The 16391-nt window shown below is 58.3% G+C and carries 18 protein-coding genes; all 18 read left to right on the plus strand.

Annotation, left to right across the window (positions count from 1 at the left end; translation table 11 throughout):
* A complete protein-coding gene (locus tag MF6394_RS22625; RefSeq protein ID WP_078467596.1) occupies nucleotides 1-1206 on the plus strand; it encodes a phage major capsid protein in 1206 nt (401 codons plus the stop codon).
* Between the two features lie 41 nt (nucleotides 1207-1247).
* Nucleotides 1248-1661 carry a HeH/LEM domain-containing protein gene (locus tag MF6394_RS34245; protein WP_078467597.1) on the plus strand — a complete coding sequence of 138 codons (414 nt, stop codon included), beginning with the start codon at nucleotides 1248-1250 and terminating at the stop codon, nucleotides 1659-1661.
* The gene (locus MF6394_RS22635; RefSeq protein ID WP_078467598.1) at nucleotides 1654-1971 is read left to right on the plus strand and encodes a head-tail connector protein; all 318 of its coding nucleotides are present in this window, start codon (nucleotides 1654-1656) and stop codon (nucleotides 1969-1971) included. The genes MF6394_RS34245 and MF6394_RS22635 overlap by 8 nt, the downstream gene beginning before the upstream one ends.
* A gap of 11 nt (nucleotides 1972-1982) precedes the next feature.
* Entirely contained in the window at nucleotides 1983-2288 is a 306-nt protein-coding gene (locus tag MF6394_RS22640; protein ID WP_238597308.1) for a phage head closure protein, read from the plus strand.
* The gene (locus MF6394_RS22645) at nucleotides 2285-2755 is read left to right on the plus strand and encodes an HK97-gp10 family putative phage morphogenesis protein (protein ID WP_078467600.1); all 471 of its coding nucleotides are present in this window, start codon (nucleotides 2285-2287) and stop codon (nucleotides 2753-2755) included. Before MF6394_RS22640 ends, MF6394_RS22645 begins: the two co-directional genes overlap by 4 nt.
* A gap of 5 nt (nucleotides 2756-2760) precedes the next feature.
* Complete coding sequence (gene gp17, locus MF6394_RS22650; RefSeq protein ID WP_078467601.1) at nucleotides 2761-3108, plus strand: tail completion protein gp17; 348 nt, start codon at nucleotides 2761-2763, stop codon at nucleotides 3106-3108.
* An 8-nt stretch (nucleotides 3109-3116) separates the two neighbouring features.
* Entirely contained in the window at nucleotides 3117-3584 is a 468-nt protein-coding gene (locus MF6394_RS22655) for a phage tail tube protein (protein WP_057711965.1), read from the plus strand.
* The gene (locus MF6394_RS22660; protein WP_078467602.1) at nucleotides 3584-4057 is read left to right on the plus strand and encodes a phage tail assembly chaperone; all 474 of its coding nucleotides are present in this window, start codon (nucleotides 3584-3586) and stop codon (nucleotides 4055-4057) included. The genes MF6394_RS22655 and MF6394_RS22660 overlap by 1 nt, the downstream gene beginning before the upstream one ends.
* A gap of 23 nt (nucleotides 4058-4080) precedes the next feature.
* Nucleotides 4081-4383, plus strand: a complete 303-nt coding sequence (locus tag MF6394_RS22665; protein ID WP_102047817.1) for a phage tail assembly protein T — start codon at nucleotides 4081-4083, stop codon at nucleotides 4381-4383.
* Nucleotides 4384-4450: 67 nt separating this feature from the next.
* Complete coding sequence (locus MF6394_RS22670; protein WP_078467603.1) at nucleotides 4451-4807, plus strand: hypothetical protein; 357 nt, start codon at nucleotides 4451-4453, stop codon at nucleotides 4805-4807.
* A 37-nt stretch (nucleotides 4808-4844) separates the two neighbouring features.
* Entirely contained in the window at nucleotides 4845-8222 is a 3378-nt protein-coding gene (locus tag MF6394_RS22675; protein WP_078467604.1) for a tape measure protein, read from the plus strand.
* On the plus strand, nucleotides 8222-8560 hold the full coding sequence (locus MF6394_RS22680; protein WP_005785361.1) for a phage tail protein: 339 nt from the start codon (nucleotides 8222-8224) through the stop codon (nucleotides 8558-8560). The genes MF6394_RS22675 and MF6394_RS22680 overlap by 1 nt, the downstream gene beginning before the upstream one ends.
* Entirely contained in the window at nucleotides 8557-9243 is a 687-nt protein-coding gene (locus tag MF6394_RS22685) for a phage minor tail protein L (protein ID WP_078467605.1), read from the plus strand. The genes MF6394_RS22680 and MF6394_RS22685 overlap by 4 nt, the downstream gene beginning before the upstream one ends.
* Nucleotides 9244-9248: 5 nt before the next feature.
* Nucleotides 9249-10001 carry a C40 family peptidase gene (locus MF6394_RS22690; RefSeq protein WP_078467606.1) on the plus strand — a complete coding sequence of 251 codons (753 nt, stop codon included), beginning with the start codon at nucleotides 9249-9251 and terminating at the stop codon, nucleotides 9999-10001.
* Nucleotides 10001-10597, plus strand: coding sequence for a tail assembly protein (locus MF6394_RS22695; protein ID WP_233100670.1), 597 nt, complete (start codon nucleotides 10001-10003; stop codon nucleotides 10595-10597). Before MF6394_RS22690 ends, MF6394_RS22695 begins: the two co-directional genes overlap by 1 nt.
* 9 nt (nucleotides 10598-10606) lie before the next feature.
* On the plus strand, nucleotides 10607-14473 hold the full coding sequence (gene gpJ / locus MF6394_RS22700; protein ID WP_078467607.1) for a TipJ family phage tail tip protein: 3867 nt from the start codon (nucleotides 10607-10609) through the stop codon (nucleotides 14471-14473).
* Between the two features lie 325 nt (nucleotides 14474-14798).
* The gene (locus MF6394_RS22710) at nucleotides 14799-15455 is read left to right on the plus strand and encodes a hypothetical protein (RefSeq protein WP_078467608.1); all 657 of its coding nucleotides are present in this window, start codon (nucleotides 14799-14801) and stop codon (nucleotides 15453-15455) included.
* Nucleotides 15456-15465: 10 nt separating this feature from the next.
* The gene (locus MF6394_RS22715) at nucleotides 15466-16365 is read left to right on the plus strand and encodes a phage tail fiber protein (protein ID WP_153046032.1); all 900 of its coding nucleotides are present in this window, start codon (nucleotides 15466-15468) and stop codon (nucleotides 16363-16365) included.
* Nucleotides 16366-16391: the final 26 nt, after the last annotated feature.

Here is a 16391-nt window from a genome sequence, read left to right on the forward strand (position 1 = left end):
ATGGCTGTTGAAAAGAAAGATATCGATGACGTCGCGGAAGCCCTGGGCAAGAAGTTCGACGAATTCAAAAAGACCAATGACAAGCGCATTGATGGCCTGGAAGAAGAAAAGGGCAAGCTGTCCGGCCAGGTCGATACCCTCAACGAGAAGTTAAGCGAGCTGGATGAGCTGAAAAGCAACCTAGAAAAAGAGCTATTGTCCCTCAAGCGTCCAGACGGCACCGGCACCAAGGCCGCCAGTGAGCACAAGACCGCATTCATGCAGTTCGTGCGCAAGGGCATCGAGACCGGTCTGGGCGAACTGCAGGCCAAGGCCTTGCAGGTAGGCGTTGATGCCGATGGCGGTTTTGCGGTTCCTGAAGAGCTGGATCGCAGCATCATCGAGCTGCTGCGCGATACCTCGCCAATGCGCCAGGTATGCAATCAAATCACTGTTGGCAGCCCGGACTACAAGCGTTTGGTGAACCTTGGCGGTAACGGTGCTGGCTGGGTTGGTGAAACCGATGCGCGCCCGGCAACCAATACCCCGAAGTTGGGTAACATCTCTGCCTTTATGGGCGAGCTGTATGCCAACCCACAAGCTACTCAGACCAGCCTTGACGACATCTTTTTCGATGCTGAAGGCTGGCTGAATGGAGAGGTTGCCCGCGACTTCGCCGAGAAGGAAGGTAATGCTTTCCTGAAGGGGGATGGCGTCAACAAGCCAAAAGGCCTGTTGGCTTACGGCTTGGATTTGAAGGGCGACGACGAGCGTGCTTTCGGCGTCCTGCAAAAGCTCGTCTCTGGCACCGCCGGGGCTATCACTGGCGACAGCTTGATCAACCTGATTCACGCCCTCAAGGCGGGTTACCGTGCCAACGGCACCTGGATGATGGGCAACCTGACCGTTGCTTATGTCCGCAAGCTGAAGGACAGCGAGGGCAACTACCTCTGGCGCCCAGGCCTGGAAGCGGGCGCACCGTCGGTTCTTCTGGGCTACGGCATCACCGAAAACGAAGACATGCCGGATGTCGCCGCCGATGCCAATGCCATTGCATTTGGCGACTTCAAGCGTGCTTACACCGTTGTCGACCGTATCGGCACCCGCGTGCTGCGTGACCCCTACACCAACAAGCCGTTTGTTGGCTTCTACACTACCAAGCGCGTCGGCGGCATGCTGGTCGACTCCCAGGCTGTGAAGATTCTCACCCTGAGCGCCGCTGCCTAAATGGACGGGCGCCTACGGGCGCCCAGCCTGCTGGAGGATTTATGCCGATCATTATTGTGAAAAAGCCGTTCCCATTCTCTGCGGACGGCAACCATGTGGTTGAGGTTCCTGCTGGCGAGCAGGAGGTCTCGGAGCGTTGCGCGCTGGTGGCGGTCGAGCACCTGGGGGTGGCGTCTTATACCAATCAACTGGACGCCAATGGTCTGAAGCTGGATGGCCCGACCATTGCTGAGTTTTTAGCAGTCGGATACCTGGCAGTGAATTACCCGCCCGAGGGTTACGCTTCGCGCAGCTCTCAGGAAGAAATCGACGCTGCGATCGAGGCTCAGAAAGAAACCGATCCGCTGAAGATGAAGGTTCCCGATCTGAAGGGCTGGCTCACCGGCAAAGGGATTGAGTTCGATCCCTCCGCCAACAAAGAGGCGCTTCAGGCGCTGGTGCCAAAGAGTGATTGATCTCCCCATCGTCAAGGCTCACTTACGGGTCGACCATGACGACGAGGATGCGCTGATTGAGGGCTACAGGGATGCAGCCCTCAGCGCGTTTGAGACCTGGACCAATCGAACACTTGTCGATCCAGAGATAGCGTTGCCAGATCCGGTCGGCAATGCGCTGCTGATGACCAAGGCGATTAAGCAGGGAGCGCTTTTGCTAATCGGCCATTGGTATAGCAACCGCGAGACGGTGGTAATTGGAACGATCACTGCTGAGTTGCCTATGGCGACCAATGCGCTTTGGAAGCCTCATCGCTGGGTGAATATATGAGAGCCGGCCCAATGCGTCACCGCTGCATGCGGCGCGGCTACATCGAAGGCAAGGACGGCCTCGGCCAGCCCTCGAAGGTCTGGGGCGACCTGGGCAAGCTCTGGGCGGAGATCAACATTCCCTCTGGACGCATGTACGAAGCCGCGTCACAGATGCAGGTCACGGTCAATGTTGAGATCAACATCCGCTACCGCAAGGACGTAGTAGCGGGCCAGCACCTGGTGCACGACGGCACCACTTACGAAATCATCGCGCCGCTTGCCACCAACCAGCGCGACATGCTGAAACTCATGTGTAAAACGGTGAAGCCAAAATGAGCAACGGATCGCTGACTGTTTTGGGGCTTGGTGAGCTGCAGGCCGATTTCGAACGCCTGGCCAAGTCAGTAGGCAACAAGATCGCCAGGGATGCAGTTATGGCTGGTGCCAGGGTGGCTAGGGACAAGGCCCGAAGTACTGCACCAGTTCGCACGGGCAAGTTGAAGAAAAACATTATTGCGGTCAGCGTGAAACAGGCTGACACGCCTGGCGGCGCTACTGCCGGCATTCGCGTAAAGAATCCAACGGGCAAACAAGCCAAGGCGCTCAAGCGCCCCGGCAAAAAAGGGCGCACCTCCAAAACGGATTACGAATCACCGTTCTACTGGAAGTTCCTGGAGCTGGGCACATCGAAGATGCAGGCTCATCCATTCATTCGACCATCTTGGGACGGCAGCCTGCCTCAGATCGAAAAGGCTGTTGCCGACAAGCTGGCCGAAGGCATCGACAACGCCATCACCCGGTAACCCCAATGATTGAGAAATACCTCATCGACAGGCTTTCGCCTCTGGTCGACGGGCGAGTGTACTTCGGCGTTGCGCCGGTGGACGCCGCCCAGCCACGCCTAGTGATTCAAACGGTAGGCACCACCACCGGTTTCACGCTCGCCGGCTGGGACGGATCCAGCGACCTCACTATTCAGCTCGACGCCTGGGGAGAGAGCTTCCTCGAGGCGCTCACGCTTGCTGGCCAGGCCTTTACCGCGATGGCCACGGATGACGCTGACTTCACCACCGGCAGCGCAGACCGCTTGGCGGATGTGTTCGAGAACGACACCAAACTTTTCAGCGTGAGCTGGGAATACACCCTGCAACCATAGGAGGCCACATGGCCGTTCAAACTCCAACGAAAGCGAAGTTCGTCAAAACGCAGGGCACGGCTCTCAGCGTTTCCAAAGCCACCACGCTCGACCCCAAGGCCGTCGGCATTGAATGGGCCGATCTGTCCGTAACGATCAAACAGCCGCAGTTCCAGGGCGGGCAGTCGGATGAGATCGAAGTAACGGTGCTCGCCAGTGAGGCGAAAGAGTTCACCGTAGGCCTGGCCGACAACGGTACCTTCAGCATGTCCGGCAACTGGAAGGCCGACGACGAAGCCCAGACCGTGCTGCGTACTGCTCGTGATGACGGTGAGCCGCGCGCCTTCAAATCGCTGTTCAAGGACGGCTCGTCTTCGAGCTTCCTAGGTCTAGTGACCCAGTTCACCTGGGACGCCGCGCCAAACGGCACCGTCAACGGCACGTTCAACGTGCGTATCACTGGCGCCGTTTCCTTCGACCTGCCGGTGGTGCCGTAATGGCCCGGGCAAAAAACGGCGCCGTGGCTGATCTGCGTTCCATGGCACTGGACCCAATGCGCAACTTCAAGCATGAGCGCCTCACCATTGATGAGTGGGAGGGCGCCCAGGTGGTGGTCAGGGCGTTGAGCGCTGGTGACTGGGTTGAGTATCGCCGCCGCGCCGCTTTGGCGGTTGCTGAGGCCCGTCAGGATGCTGGGCTTCCGGCTCAGTTTCCTGCCGCCGATAGTGCTGATGAGGCGCCGCTGGAGCCGCGGGTGGAGATTCATTCCTCGCCGCTCTATGCATTCGTCCTGGTGCGGGCCTTGCTTGATGAGAACAATGCTCGAGTGTTCCAAGACGAGGACGTGCCTTTCGTAGCTGATGCCTTCAGCCCAGTGCATGACCGGCTCGTCGGCAAGGTTTTCGAGCTGAGTGGCGTAGCGGCCGGCGCTGGCGCGCAAGACCCGGTGGATGCCGCGGGAAACGACTGACGGAGGAGCCGGAGTTGGTGTTTATGCTGACTCTTGCCCTTCGGCTTGGCATGACACTCCAGGACCTGCGCTCACGGATGAGCGCGGAGGAGCTGTTCCTCTGGATGGCCTATAACCAGGAGTCACCGCTAAGCGACACCCGCGGCGATATCCAGGCCTCGATCATTGCTGCTTCGGTGTTCCAGGCTCAAGGCGCGAAAGTTTCTGCTGTGGACCTGATGCCTAAGTGGAAGGATGAGGCGGCTGCGGTGGTTGATGTGGCGGCGGAGGCTGAGGAGGGAGAACAGCTCTTCAAGGCGTTCTTGATGGTCAAGTCATCCGAGTGACGTAGGTTACTCGCCGTCCGAGGTCCCATCCTCATGCTAGATTCTCTCTTTTGCAAGGAAGATGGTCATGAGGAAGTGCGCGGTTTTAGTTGCTGTCGTTATCGCAGGCTGTGGAAATTCGGAAAGGCCGGACTCAGAAGTTGTGATCGATGAGTCCGCTCTTTCAGTTTACTCCAAAGAGCATTACCCGAAGACTTATCAGCAGTGGGGCGATGATGGCGTTGAGCGAATAAAAGTCGCTGAGCGAGCGGCGCTGATAAAGTCAGCCAAACAGATGAAATGCGACAAAGTTGAATACGTGGGGCTCTCTGAGCAGATGAGTAGCCCGCCTAATAAAATAGTTGTTTTTGCCGACTGCCTGAATCGATGGCGTTTCTACATCGATCAGAATTCTGAAATTCTCAGTAGTGAGAGAACCAAATAACCCGCCAAGGCGGGTTTTTTAATGTCTGGAGAAAAGCATGGCAGGGCAAACCCTTCGCTCCCTGATCGTCAGCGTCTCAGCCGAAACGAGCGCATATCAGCGTGAGATGGCAAGGGCTGGCCGCATGGGGCAGAGCTATCTGCGAACCATCACTTCTGGAAACCGTGACGCGACTAGTTCGTGGAGATCCCAGGAGGCAGCAGTTCGAGCCCAGGGCTCTGCGATGCAGGCGCTTACATCCTCAGTGGGAGGCTACGCAAAGGCCATGGCCGGCGCTCTTGCTGTGGGGAATGTCATTCACCAGGCTGACAGCTGGAATCAGGTAAATGCTCGACTGAAGCAGGCCTCCACGAGCACTGAGGATTTTTCTGTAAACCAAAAGGCGCTATTTGAGATCAGTCAGCGCACCGGTACTGCCTTTGCCGACAACGCAGGTCTATTCAGTCGTTCGTCCGCATCGATGCGCGAGTTTGGCTACTCATCGAGCGAGGCTTTGGGTGTCACCGAAGCGTTGGCCCTTGGGCTTCAGCTTTCCGGCGCTGGTGCAGCAGAAGCCTCCTCTGTTATCACGCAGTTCTCCCAAGCTTTGGGTCAGGGTGTATTGCGCGGCGAGGAGTTCAACTCAGTTAACGAAAACGGTGATCGCGTAATCCGGGCGCTTGCCACCGGCATGGGCGTTGCCCGTAAAGACCTCAAGGCAATGGCAGACCAAGGCCTACTTACCATTGACAAAGTGGTGCCGGCACTGATTAGCCAGCTTGGTACCCTTCAGGGGGAATTCAAGGATCTACCTGGCTCGGTTAGTCGAGCCACTACAACCGTCAGCAACTCATTCCAGGCTTGGGTGGGCGGGATGGACGGCGCGACCGGCAGTACCAAAATTCTTGCCCGTGCCGTTACCTTTGTTGCCGAAAACATGGACGTACTTGCGGCGTCGGCGCTTACTGTTGGTGCTGCGTATGGCAGCCTGAAAGCGGGAGATTTGATCAAGAGTCTGTGGGCCCAGGTTACTGCTATTCGGGAAGCAAACTCAGCTGAAATAGGGCGCTCTAGGGCTCAGCTTGATGCCGCCAATATGGCGGTCAGACGGGCAGCAGCCGAGACGGTGGCTGCAAATGCGCAAGTTGCGGCGACAAGGTTTACTGATGGGCATGCAGCCGCTCTCAGCCGCTTGCGGATCGCCAGGCTTGCAGATGCGCAGGCCGCCGCTGCACAAACTGCAGCTCAGTCCGCCCAATCAGCAGCGACGTCGCTGGCTGGGCGTGCTGGGGCGGCTCTTCTTGGCGTTATGGGTGGGCCTGCCGGACTTGCACTGACCGTCGGTGCCGTGGCTGCCAGCTACCTTCTGTTCAGTGATAACAGCGATAAAGCCCGCCAGGCTACCGTCGATCTCAAACGGCCCGTAGAGGAGTTGCGCAAGGAGTTTGCGGCACTCGGTAGAGAGCAGGCTCGATACAAGCTCGGCGGCGTTATCCAGCAGCAGGCCGATGCGCAAGTGGCGGCACAGAAGGCGTTGCGCGAGATCCGCGCCGCTGCCCAAGGCAATGACAAGTGGGGCGATACCTACTCGGCCAACCCACTCCAGCGCGACAGGGCGGTGACGGACTTCAATCGCCGCATTGCCGGCGGCCTGGATATCGACTCGGCTAGCCAGCAGTTGGTCGCGGCAATCGGCCCAAACGAGGAGATGACCAAGGCTATCAATGCTTCTGCATCAGCGTACGGCGAAGCGATCAAAGCCTCTGGCGATTACGGCGACGTCGCCAATATGCTCACCGCCCGCCTGAACGATGTGGCCACCGCAGCCGGCCAGGCTGGCGCCGGGCTGAAAAAGATTGCGGGGCCCGACAAGAAGACCATTGAGGGCTGGAACTCCTACACAAAAACCCTCGTTGAGCGCTTGAACTCCGTCAGAGATGGGGGCGATCTGGTTGGCGAGGTGAACCGGAGGATTGAACGGGAGGGCGTTGACCAGGGTACTGCCGAGGGCTGGCGCATTCTGGCCGGTGCGATCAAGGGGTCTGAAACGGCAGCCAAGGCTTCTGAGGAGGCACAGCAAAAAGCCAAGAAAGCCTCGGAGGACATTCAGCGGCAAGCTGAGCAGCTCAACAATGCATACAAGCAAACCCTGGACAACCTTACCCAACAGGTCGCGCTTTACGGTGAAACAACCGAGATAGGGCGTCTTCGCTACGAGCTGTCAACGGGCGAGCTGTCGAAGCTGTCGGAAAAGAACAAGGTCATGCTTCAGGGCAAGGCTATTGAACTTGATGCGCTAAATGCCAGAAAGGCCTATGACGGCCTGATGTCTAGCCTTCAAACCAAAGAGCAAGCCCTGCTCGCAACGACGAAAGAACGGATGCAGGTGCTGGAAACAGCCAACCGTACCGGCAAACTCTCGTCGGACGACTATCGTGCTGGCGCTGATGCCATATCGAAAGCCACGGTCACCGAGGCGCCGGAGTTCGGCGGCATTGATTCATCGGTGGGCGGTCCTTCCGGTGAGCTGGTAAAAATTGCCGAGGCTGAAGCAGCCCTGAAAAAGTGGCACGACAAGCAGCTGTCCATGCAGGCAGATCTGCGCGATCAGATCCTGGCCGACCAGCAAAGCACCAATGAGCAGAAGCTCGCCGCCGAGCAGCAATACCTGGACCGGGTCGTCGAGATCAATCAAACGAACCAGGCGAGGCTTTCTGACATTCAGGGCGCTTATAAAGTGGCCGTGATCGGCACCTTCAGCGAGTTGTCAGGTCAGGCCGCCGATATGGTTGGCAAGATCGCTGGCGAGCAGTCCGGCGCGTACAAGGCATTGTTTGTAGCGCAAAAGGCGTTCGCGGTGGCGTCGATCATCATGAACGCCCAGATAGCTGCAGCGAAGGCACCGGCGGAACTGACCATCCTGGGCGGTATCCCGGTGGGCGCGGCGCTGCTTGCTGCGGGCTATGCCAATGCGGGCATGGTCGCCGGCATGGCGCTGGCCGGCTTCTCTGAGGGTGGCTATACCGGCCCCGGTGGCAAGTTTGAGCCGAAGGGGGTGGTTCACGGCGGCGAGGTCGTCATCCGCAAGGAAGTGGTCGATCAGCCCGGGATGAAGGATTACCTCATCGGTCTGAACCGTAGCGGTAAGCCGGGTTATGCAACCGGCGGATTTGTCGGAAGCCCAGGTATCTCGCCAGCCTTCACCGCTCCATCTGTCGCAGCAGCCGCCGGCTCAGGATCGGCGCCGGAGATCCACTTGCACATCAATGGCGACGGATCGGGCGGGGCGGTGAACGCTCCGGAAGTATACGAGCAAATGGGTCTGGCGCTTCTGGCCACCGCTCGTTCCGAAATGCCAAAGATAGCCCGGCAGGTGATTCAGCAAGAGAAAGGCCAGAACGGCCTACTTGATCCAAACAATCGGAGAAACAGCTGATGGCAGAAGTATTCAACTGGTCGCCCCGGGTTGGCTCATCCGGTGACGACCAGCCTGACGTGCTTGAGTCGAAGTTCGGCAACGGCTACAGCCAGCGATTATCGGTCGGAATAAACAATGTCGCCGGTGCGTACACCGTTTCATTTACGGGCGGAGAGGCTTACATCAAGCCGATCCGGGAGTTCTTCAAGCGGCACAAGGGGGCAAATCACTTTCTGTGGACTCCGCCGCTTGAGGTCCAAGGGGCGTTCATCACCACCGGAGGCTGGCAACTGCAAACCCACGGCAACAAGAAGTACACCCTAAGCACCACTTTCCAGCAGGTATTCAACCCATGATCACGTTGGACGACCAGAAGCTAGAGCCCGGCGCGATCATCCAGTTGATCGAGCTGGATGGTGAGGCTAGGGGCATGGGCATCTTGCGGTACCACGCGCACCAGCAGTCCACGCCGATCATCTGGAAGGGCGACGTGTATCTGCCACGGCCTTATGAAACGGGTGGGTTCGGGCGAAGTGTTGAGGGCAACAACTCCACACCCATGCTGAAGATCAGCAACATCGACGGCACGATCACCGCACTCTGTCGGCGCTTCCAAGGGATGAGCGGCGTAAAGCTGACGGTTCGACAGACGTATGCGAAATACCTGGATGCAGCGAACTTTCCAGAGGGCAACCCTACGGCCAGCACCATGGAGAGGCTCGACATCTCCTATATCAACCAGGTCACCAGCTTGTTGCGTGAGGAGGTGGTGTTCTCGCTGGCGCCGCCGACGGCCGTTAAAGGTCAGAGGCTTCCAGGCGGCCTAATCATGAACCGGTGCGAGTGGTGCCTATGGGGAGAATACCGCGGGCCCGACTGCAACTACACCGGGATCAAGATGTTCGACCTCGACGGCAACCCAGTCGACGACCCGGCACTGGATCGCTGTGGTGGCCGGCCAAGTGACTGCGAAATCCGCTTTGGCAAGGGCAACCCATTGTCGTTCGGCGGCGCCCCTGGCGCTGCGCTTATTGGATAGACCCCATGAACAAGACGATGCTGAAACAAATTCAGGCCCACGCTGAGGCGGAGTTTCCGAAGGAAAGCTGCGGCGTGGTGATTCGTGAGGCAGGGCGGCTGAAGTACGTTCCCTGCCGCAACGATGCCAAGACCCCGAGCGAGCACTTCATCATCAACCCCGAGGATAAGTGTGACGCTGAGGACCGTGGCGAGGTGACGATGATCATTCACTCTCATCCCGACGTTCCGCCCATGCCGAGCATGACCGATCGTGTCAGCTGCGAATTGCATGAAAAGCCGTGGGGTATTGTGAGCTGGCCGTCTGGCGAGTACTTCGAGTTCAAGCCTGATGGTTACCAGGCCCCGCTGGTTGGCCGCGAGTTCGGCCACGGTCTGCTGGACTGCTATGCCCTGTGCCGCGATTACTACGAGCGCGAGCATGGAATTGAATTGCCGAACTACCCACGCCGGGATGGCTGGTGGAACAATGGTGAGAGCCTCTACGAGAAGTACTACGAGGAGGCCGGTTTCTATCCGGTTTCGATGCCGCGCAAGGGCGACATGATCGTCATGCAGATCAACGCCGCTGCACCGAACCACGCAGGAATCTATCTGGGAGACGGTTTGCTGACCAGCGCCCCGGAACTACACCCGGCCCCAGGCACCTTCCTTCATCACCGCTACAACAAGAAATCCACCCGCGACGTTTACGGCGGCATGTGGGCCGATTACACCGTGCTGATTCTTCGGCACCAACGCATGCAGGAGGTTGACTGATGGCAATGAAAACAACGGTTAACCCGCAGCCCTTGGTGGTGCTGGTGATGCTTTATGGCGTGCTTGGCGCCCGGTTCGGTCGCGTTCACCACCTGGCCGTGACGTCATGCGCTGAGGCAATTCACGCGTTGTGCGTGAAGATCCCCGGCTTCAGACGCTTCTTGCGCTTTTCGGAAGAGCGCGGCCTGACCTACGCAGTGTTCCGCGGGAAGAAGAACCTGAGCGATACCGAGATTGAGATGCGCCAGGACACTGTTGAGCCGATCCGCATCGCCCCAATTGTGATCGGCAGCAAGGGAGGCGGTTTGTTCGCCACGATTGCCGGTCTTGCCCTGGTGGTGATTGGCGCGATCACCCAGCAATACTACCTGGTGGCGGCTGGTGCTGGCCTGATGATCGGCGGCATCGCCATGAGCATGTCTCCGTCACCGGTTGGCGTGTTGGACAAGGAGGGCGACGGCAACAGGCCTTCCTATGCGTTCGGCGGCGCGGTCACCACCACGGCCCAGGGCCGCTGCAAACCACTTCTGTATGGCGAGCGCGATATCGGCGGCGCTCTCATCTCGGCTGGCGTCTTTTCGGAAGATCAGCAGTAAGGAAAACCCATGTCCAAAATCGCAACAGCGCCTGCTGCAAAGCATAGGCGCCGGCCTACTGCTGCCCGCGTTTTGGGCGCCAAGGGCGGCGAGCAGAAGCCATACACGCCCTACAAAGCACCCGACACCGCGCTTTCTGTCGCGACCGTGAAACTGCTCTATGCCTTGAGTGAGGGGCCAATTGTTGGCCTGGTCGATGATAGACGGTCGGTAAAACTCAACGGCACGCCGCTGGTCTCGCCTGACGGTAGCGAGAACTTTCCCGGCACCGTTTGGGATTTCCGCTCGGGCACTGTGGATCAAGAACACATCCCAGGCTTTCCGGCCATTGAGAACGAGGCGTCCCAGGAGCTGCCGGTTGAGCTGAAGTCGGATAACGCCTGGACGCGCGCGATCACTGATCAGCAGTTGTCGGCTGTGCGCATCCGGTTGTCCTGGCCTCAAATTTGGCAGGTCAAGACGAATGGCGATCAGATCGGCTACCGCATCGACTACGCCATTGATCTTTCCGTAGATGGTGGAAGCTATCAAACGGTCTTGTCGGCGACCCTGGACGATAAAGGGACGACTGAATACGAGCGCACCCATCGAATCGATCTCCCTGAAGGCTTTACCAGTGCATTGGTGCGCGTACGTCGGCTCACCCCCAACCGCAACGACTCCAATTTTGCGGACCTGATGCGTATCAAAGGATTGACGGAGGTAATCGACAAGAAGCTGCGCTATCCGAACCTGGCGCTGGGCGGGCTGCAGTTCGATGCGAAGCAGTTCCAGGACACGCCGAAGGCCAGCTTCCTGATGCGCGGCCGCATTGTGCAGGTGCCGACCAACTACAACCCGGAGACTCGAACCTATACAGGTGACTGGAACGGCACTTTTAAGCTTGCCTACACCAACAACCCAGTCTGGGTATGGCGCGACCTGCTGTTACACCGTCGCTATGGCCTGGGCCGTCGCATCACCGCCGACATGGTGGACCATTGGACGCTGTACGAGATCGGCCGCTATTGCGATGTGATGGTTCCAGACGGGAAGGGCGGTATGCAGCCGCGCATGACCACCAACGTCTACATTCAGGACTCGGTTGAGGGCTACGCACTTCTTTCGGATCTGGCCAGCGTGTTCCGTGGCAGCAGCTGCTGGAACGGTTCTCAGGTCACCATGGTGGCGGACATTCCGGGCAACGAGGACGGCTACGTCTTCACGCGCTCGAACATCATCGGTGAATTTGAGTACGTCTCCGCAGCGCTTCCTGATCGCCATACACGGGCGAAGGTGGCGTGGGACAATCCTGAAAACGAGTTCAAGACCCAGCCGGCCCCCGTTACCAACGAAGAGTTGATCGGTGAACTCGGGCACCGGATGCTGGATATCTCGCGATTCGGCTGCACCGTGGAAGGGGAGGCAATCCGCCACGGCATTTGGGCGCTTAAGTCGGAGCAGTATGAGGAGTGGTCGGTAAGCTTCACCGCCGGCTTGGAGGGCCGCAACGTCGAGCCCGGTCAGATTATCTGCGTAGCTGATGAGATGTTCTCTGGCCGTGCAAATGGTGGGCGCATCAGTGCCGCGACCAGGCGCGTGATCACGCTCGACATCGACGCCGAAGTGCACGAAGAGGATCGGCTGATCCTCAACCTGCCCAGCGGCAAGTCCGAAGGGCGCATTGTGAAGTCGGTCTCCGGCCGCCTGGTCACCGTCATGGCAGACTATTCTGAGCTCCCAGAGGCTGAATGCAGTTGGTCCGTGGAGAGCGCTGACCTGGCCGTGATGCGCTTCCGTGTGCAGACCATCGATCCGCAAGGGCTGCACCAGTTCAAGATAGCTGCCACTCAACATGAGCCCCTGAAGTACCCGGCGATCGACACTGGCGCCCGGATTGACCCCCAGCCAACAAGCATCATCCCGCCTGGGGTAATGTCTCCGCCGGAGAACATTGGCATTGAGGCACGCAGTGTCGTGTCTCAAGGTATTGCTGTCACCAGCATGCGTATTACCTGGGATTCTGTGCCGGGGGCTACTGCGTACAACGTGGAGTGGCGCAAGGACAGCGGTAACTGGATCCGCTTGCCACGTACCGGGAATCTCGGTGCGGACGTTGAGGGCATTTACAGCGGCCGCTACGTTGCACGTGTCAGCTCGGTTAACGCCATGGATGTGGCTTCTATCTGGGGCGCCAGCCCTGAGGTAGTACTGACCGGCAAGACCGGCTTGCCGCCGGCGGTGTCGTTCCTGACCACCACCAGCGAGCTGTTCGGCATCAGCATCAAGTGGGGCTTCCCCGCTGGCGCCGAGGATACCCAGCGCACCGAGCTTTGGTATGGCCCGGCGAACAACCTGGCGGCCGCGACGAAGCTGGCCGACTTGGCATATCCGCAGGCCGACTACCGTATGCAGTCCCTGCTGGCGGGCGCGACGTTGTTTTTCTGGGCGCGCCTGGTGGACCGTACTGGCAACATCGGTCCGTTCTATCCGGTGGTGAATGGGGTGATGGGCCAGGCCAGCTCGGATGCTGGGCCGATCCTTGAGCAGATCAAGGGGCAGATCGACGAGACGTCCCTGGGGCAACTGCTGAATGAGCGCATCAACCTTATCGACGGCAATGGCCCAGGCTCGGTCAATGGGCGCATCGAAGCGGCCAAGGATGAGCTGGAAGGGCTGATTGACCAGATCGTCGACGCGCTTGAGTACGATCCTGCGAAGGCGTACGCGCTTAACGATATCGTCCGCATGGGCCAGCACCTGTATCAGGCGAAAGGCCCGGTGCCGGCGAATAATCCTCCACCGAACGCGACCTACTGGACCGATATCGGCACTGTAGCCCAGACGGTGGATGCCTTGGCCACCCAGGTACAGCAGAACAGCGCGACCATTACGCAGCATGGCCAGGACATCACCGCCCAGGCTTCGCAGCTCAATGCGGTGAAGGTCACTGTCAACGATCCAGTCACCGGCGTGAACGCCACGGCCAGCGGGTTAAGCACCCTCAAAGCCACAGTAACCACGCTCGACGGCAAGGTCACCACCACGGCGCAGCGGGTTGACGGCATCTACTTGCAGGTCAATCCACCGCTTCAGGGTGATGACACGGCGCTGATCGGCTCGGACGAAAGCTACGTTGGTGTCTGGTCTGTTCAGTCTGCCCTGATCGAGGGCGACCTGGTGCAGGGGCAGCGAACCGACACAGTGGAAGTGAAGGTTGCCACAAACGCCGCTGCGGTTGTCTCCGAGCAAACCGCGCGTATCAACGCCGATGGGTCTCTCTCTACGCGGATTGATACCGTCACGGCACAGACGGCAAGCAATGCCGCAGCAGTGCAGGGCGAAATAACTGCGAGGACGAATGCTGATCAGGCGCTTGGCCAGCGGATCGACACTGTTCAAACGACGGTTGGCGGCAACACTCTCGCAATCCAGACCAACGCTACGGCCATTCAAACGGTCGATGGCAAGGTCACGGCGAACTGGTCGGTGCGGATGCAGTACGAGACCGCCAGCGGCCTCTATAAGTATGCAGGTATAGGGCTTGGCCTGGAAAACGGTCCAGGCGGGCTGCAGTCGCAGTTCATCATCGACGCGGACAGGTTCGCCATCGGCCAGGCCGGATCGGTTCCGTTCGCAGTCCAGGGCGGGCAGACCTTCATCAAGTCAGCGTTCATCCAGGACGGCACAATCACAAACGCCAAGATCGGTAACTACATCCAGTCGAACAACTATGACCCAGGCAAGGCAGGCTGGAAGCTTTTCTTCGACGGGACCTTTGAAATCAATAGCTCACTGGGAACTGGGCAGGCTCGCCAAGTAATAAACAATGCTGGCGGCAAGGTATTCGATGCCGGCGGAATTAAGCGCTATCAATGGGGAGATCTTAACGCATGAGTTTCGGCGCGAGGGTGTGGGGGCCTACTGGAGTACTGGAGCTTGATGAGACCTCATTTACCGTGGGGGTCACGTATTCGGCCTTGGTGCCAAAGAGTGCCGGTAGATACGTTGATATCTCGGTTCCTGGCGTCGAGCCGACAAAGTATTCGGCGGTTTGCGTACCCATTGCGCCTTATGACACAGGTGGGCAGTTCTATAGCGCGATTGGATTTATTCCAGAAATATTAAATGGCGTTGTCCGGGTTTGGTTCGGTAATAGGCAAAGCGCGAGTGGGCCGCTGGGAACATCAACTCAAAGGTTACTTGTGATGAGGTACAGGTAATGTCTTATGGAATGATGTTTAAGAACGGGTCGGATGTTGTAGTCATCGACTCTGAATTCTCAAGGCTGTCAACGCTGGATAAAGGAACTTGGAGCGGTACAGGGTCGGGCGTCGTGGTGAACTTTGCAAAAACCATCACGACAGATGAGCCTCCACTGGTATTTGTTCGGCCTGATCAGTCCAATTGGTTCTGCTTCTGCTTGGTGCGCGGATCAGCTGGGGCCTGGACCGGTTTCTCCTTTGTGGGGGTTGTTGGTCAGGCTACATCCGGAAAGTGGTTTGCAGCCGCGTTCAAGTCCGAGCCGATCGCCAGTTTCGGGTTCAGATTGTGGGATGCGAACGGAAAGCTTCTCTTTGATAACGGAACTCCTTGTGCTCAGTTCACCAGAACCATCACAAGCTGGACTTACCTGGGGTCAGTGTCCACTGGGCAGGGGCAGTCGCGCCTCTCATGGACGGCCCCATCTAGTTTGGCTGGTGGTGACTACATGCTGCTAAATAACATCGCCATGGATGTTGCTGGACTAACTTCTCGCCAAGGAAATATGTACGCGATATGGGAATACAACAATGACCGGCTTCTAATTCAAGCTGTTGGGGTAGACCTAGCAACCACCTTGTATAACCCTGTCGTATTTGCGAAACAAATTATTTAAGGAGTCGAGAATGGCACGGCAAGAAATAAATATAGGTGTAGCTCCAACAGGTGCTGGCGGCGACACGACTCGCAGTGGTGCGGTAAAGATAAACGCAATGACGCAAGAGCTCTATGCTAGGACCAATTTATTGGGGTCGGCAGCCAATCTTGATGCATCGGCATTGGTCCTCAAAAACCCTTCTGGTGTTTCTACGCCGGTCGCACCTGGTGCTTCTGGCTATGATTCTCCTGGCAACGGTCAGGGCGGAGGGTTCTATCAAGTAGGAGAGGGACCTTCATCCTCTGGAGTATCATACGCAGGGATGATCCGGATCCCCTACAACGCTACATACGAGGCGCAGCTCTATTTCCCGATGGGCTTTTCCAGCAATCGAATGCTTTTTCGCTGCGCTCTCGGAAATGCAGGGACATTTGGTGCTGCTCAAGAGGTGTATCACACCGGGAACACCACTCGCGGTTCGGGCGGCGCTTTGTCAGCAGCATCACCCATCGCTCGAATCGCAAACGTATCGCAAAGTGAGCGCCGAGACCTTCAAGAGCAATCGTTTGAGCCAGCCGGAGAATGGGGCGTGGCCAATGATGAGGCTAGGGGGATCACAGTAGAGCGCATCAGTTTGGGCGAGTACAAACTGTCGGGTAGCCTTGGGCTGGCGCTTGAGGGGTGGCGCACCCATGATCCGAGCTCCCCTGACGGCGGTCGAATGCTGGGGCTCACTGAAAGCCACCAAGATGAGGATGGCACGGTCGTAGTGCGCCTGTTCAAGCAGCGATGGACGCTCACTGAGGACGGGGAGATGGTGCCGGGCCGGGGGGCGCCCATTGATGTGCCTCTGAATAGCTGGATCGATGTGCGACTTGAAATGCCCAGGGTAGACATGCAGCCGCCAACGACCACTGCCGAAAAATAACAGCCCGCCAACTGAGCGGGCTTTTT

It is taken from the genome of Pseudomonas sp. MF6394 (assembly GCF_002018845.1).
Taxonomy (GTDB): Bacteria; Pseudomonadota; Gammaproteobacteria; order Pseudomonadales; family Pseudomonadaceae; genus Aquipseudomonas; species Aquipseudomonas lactis.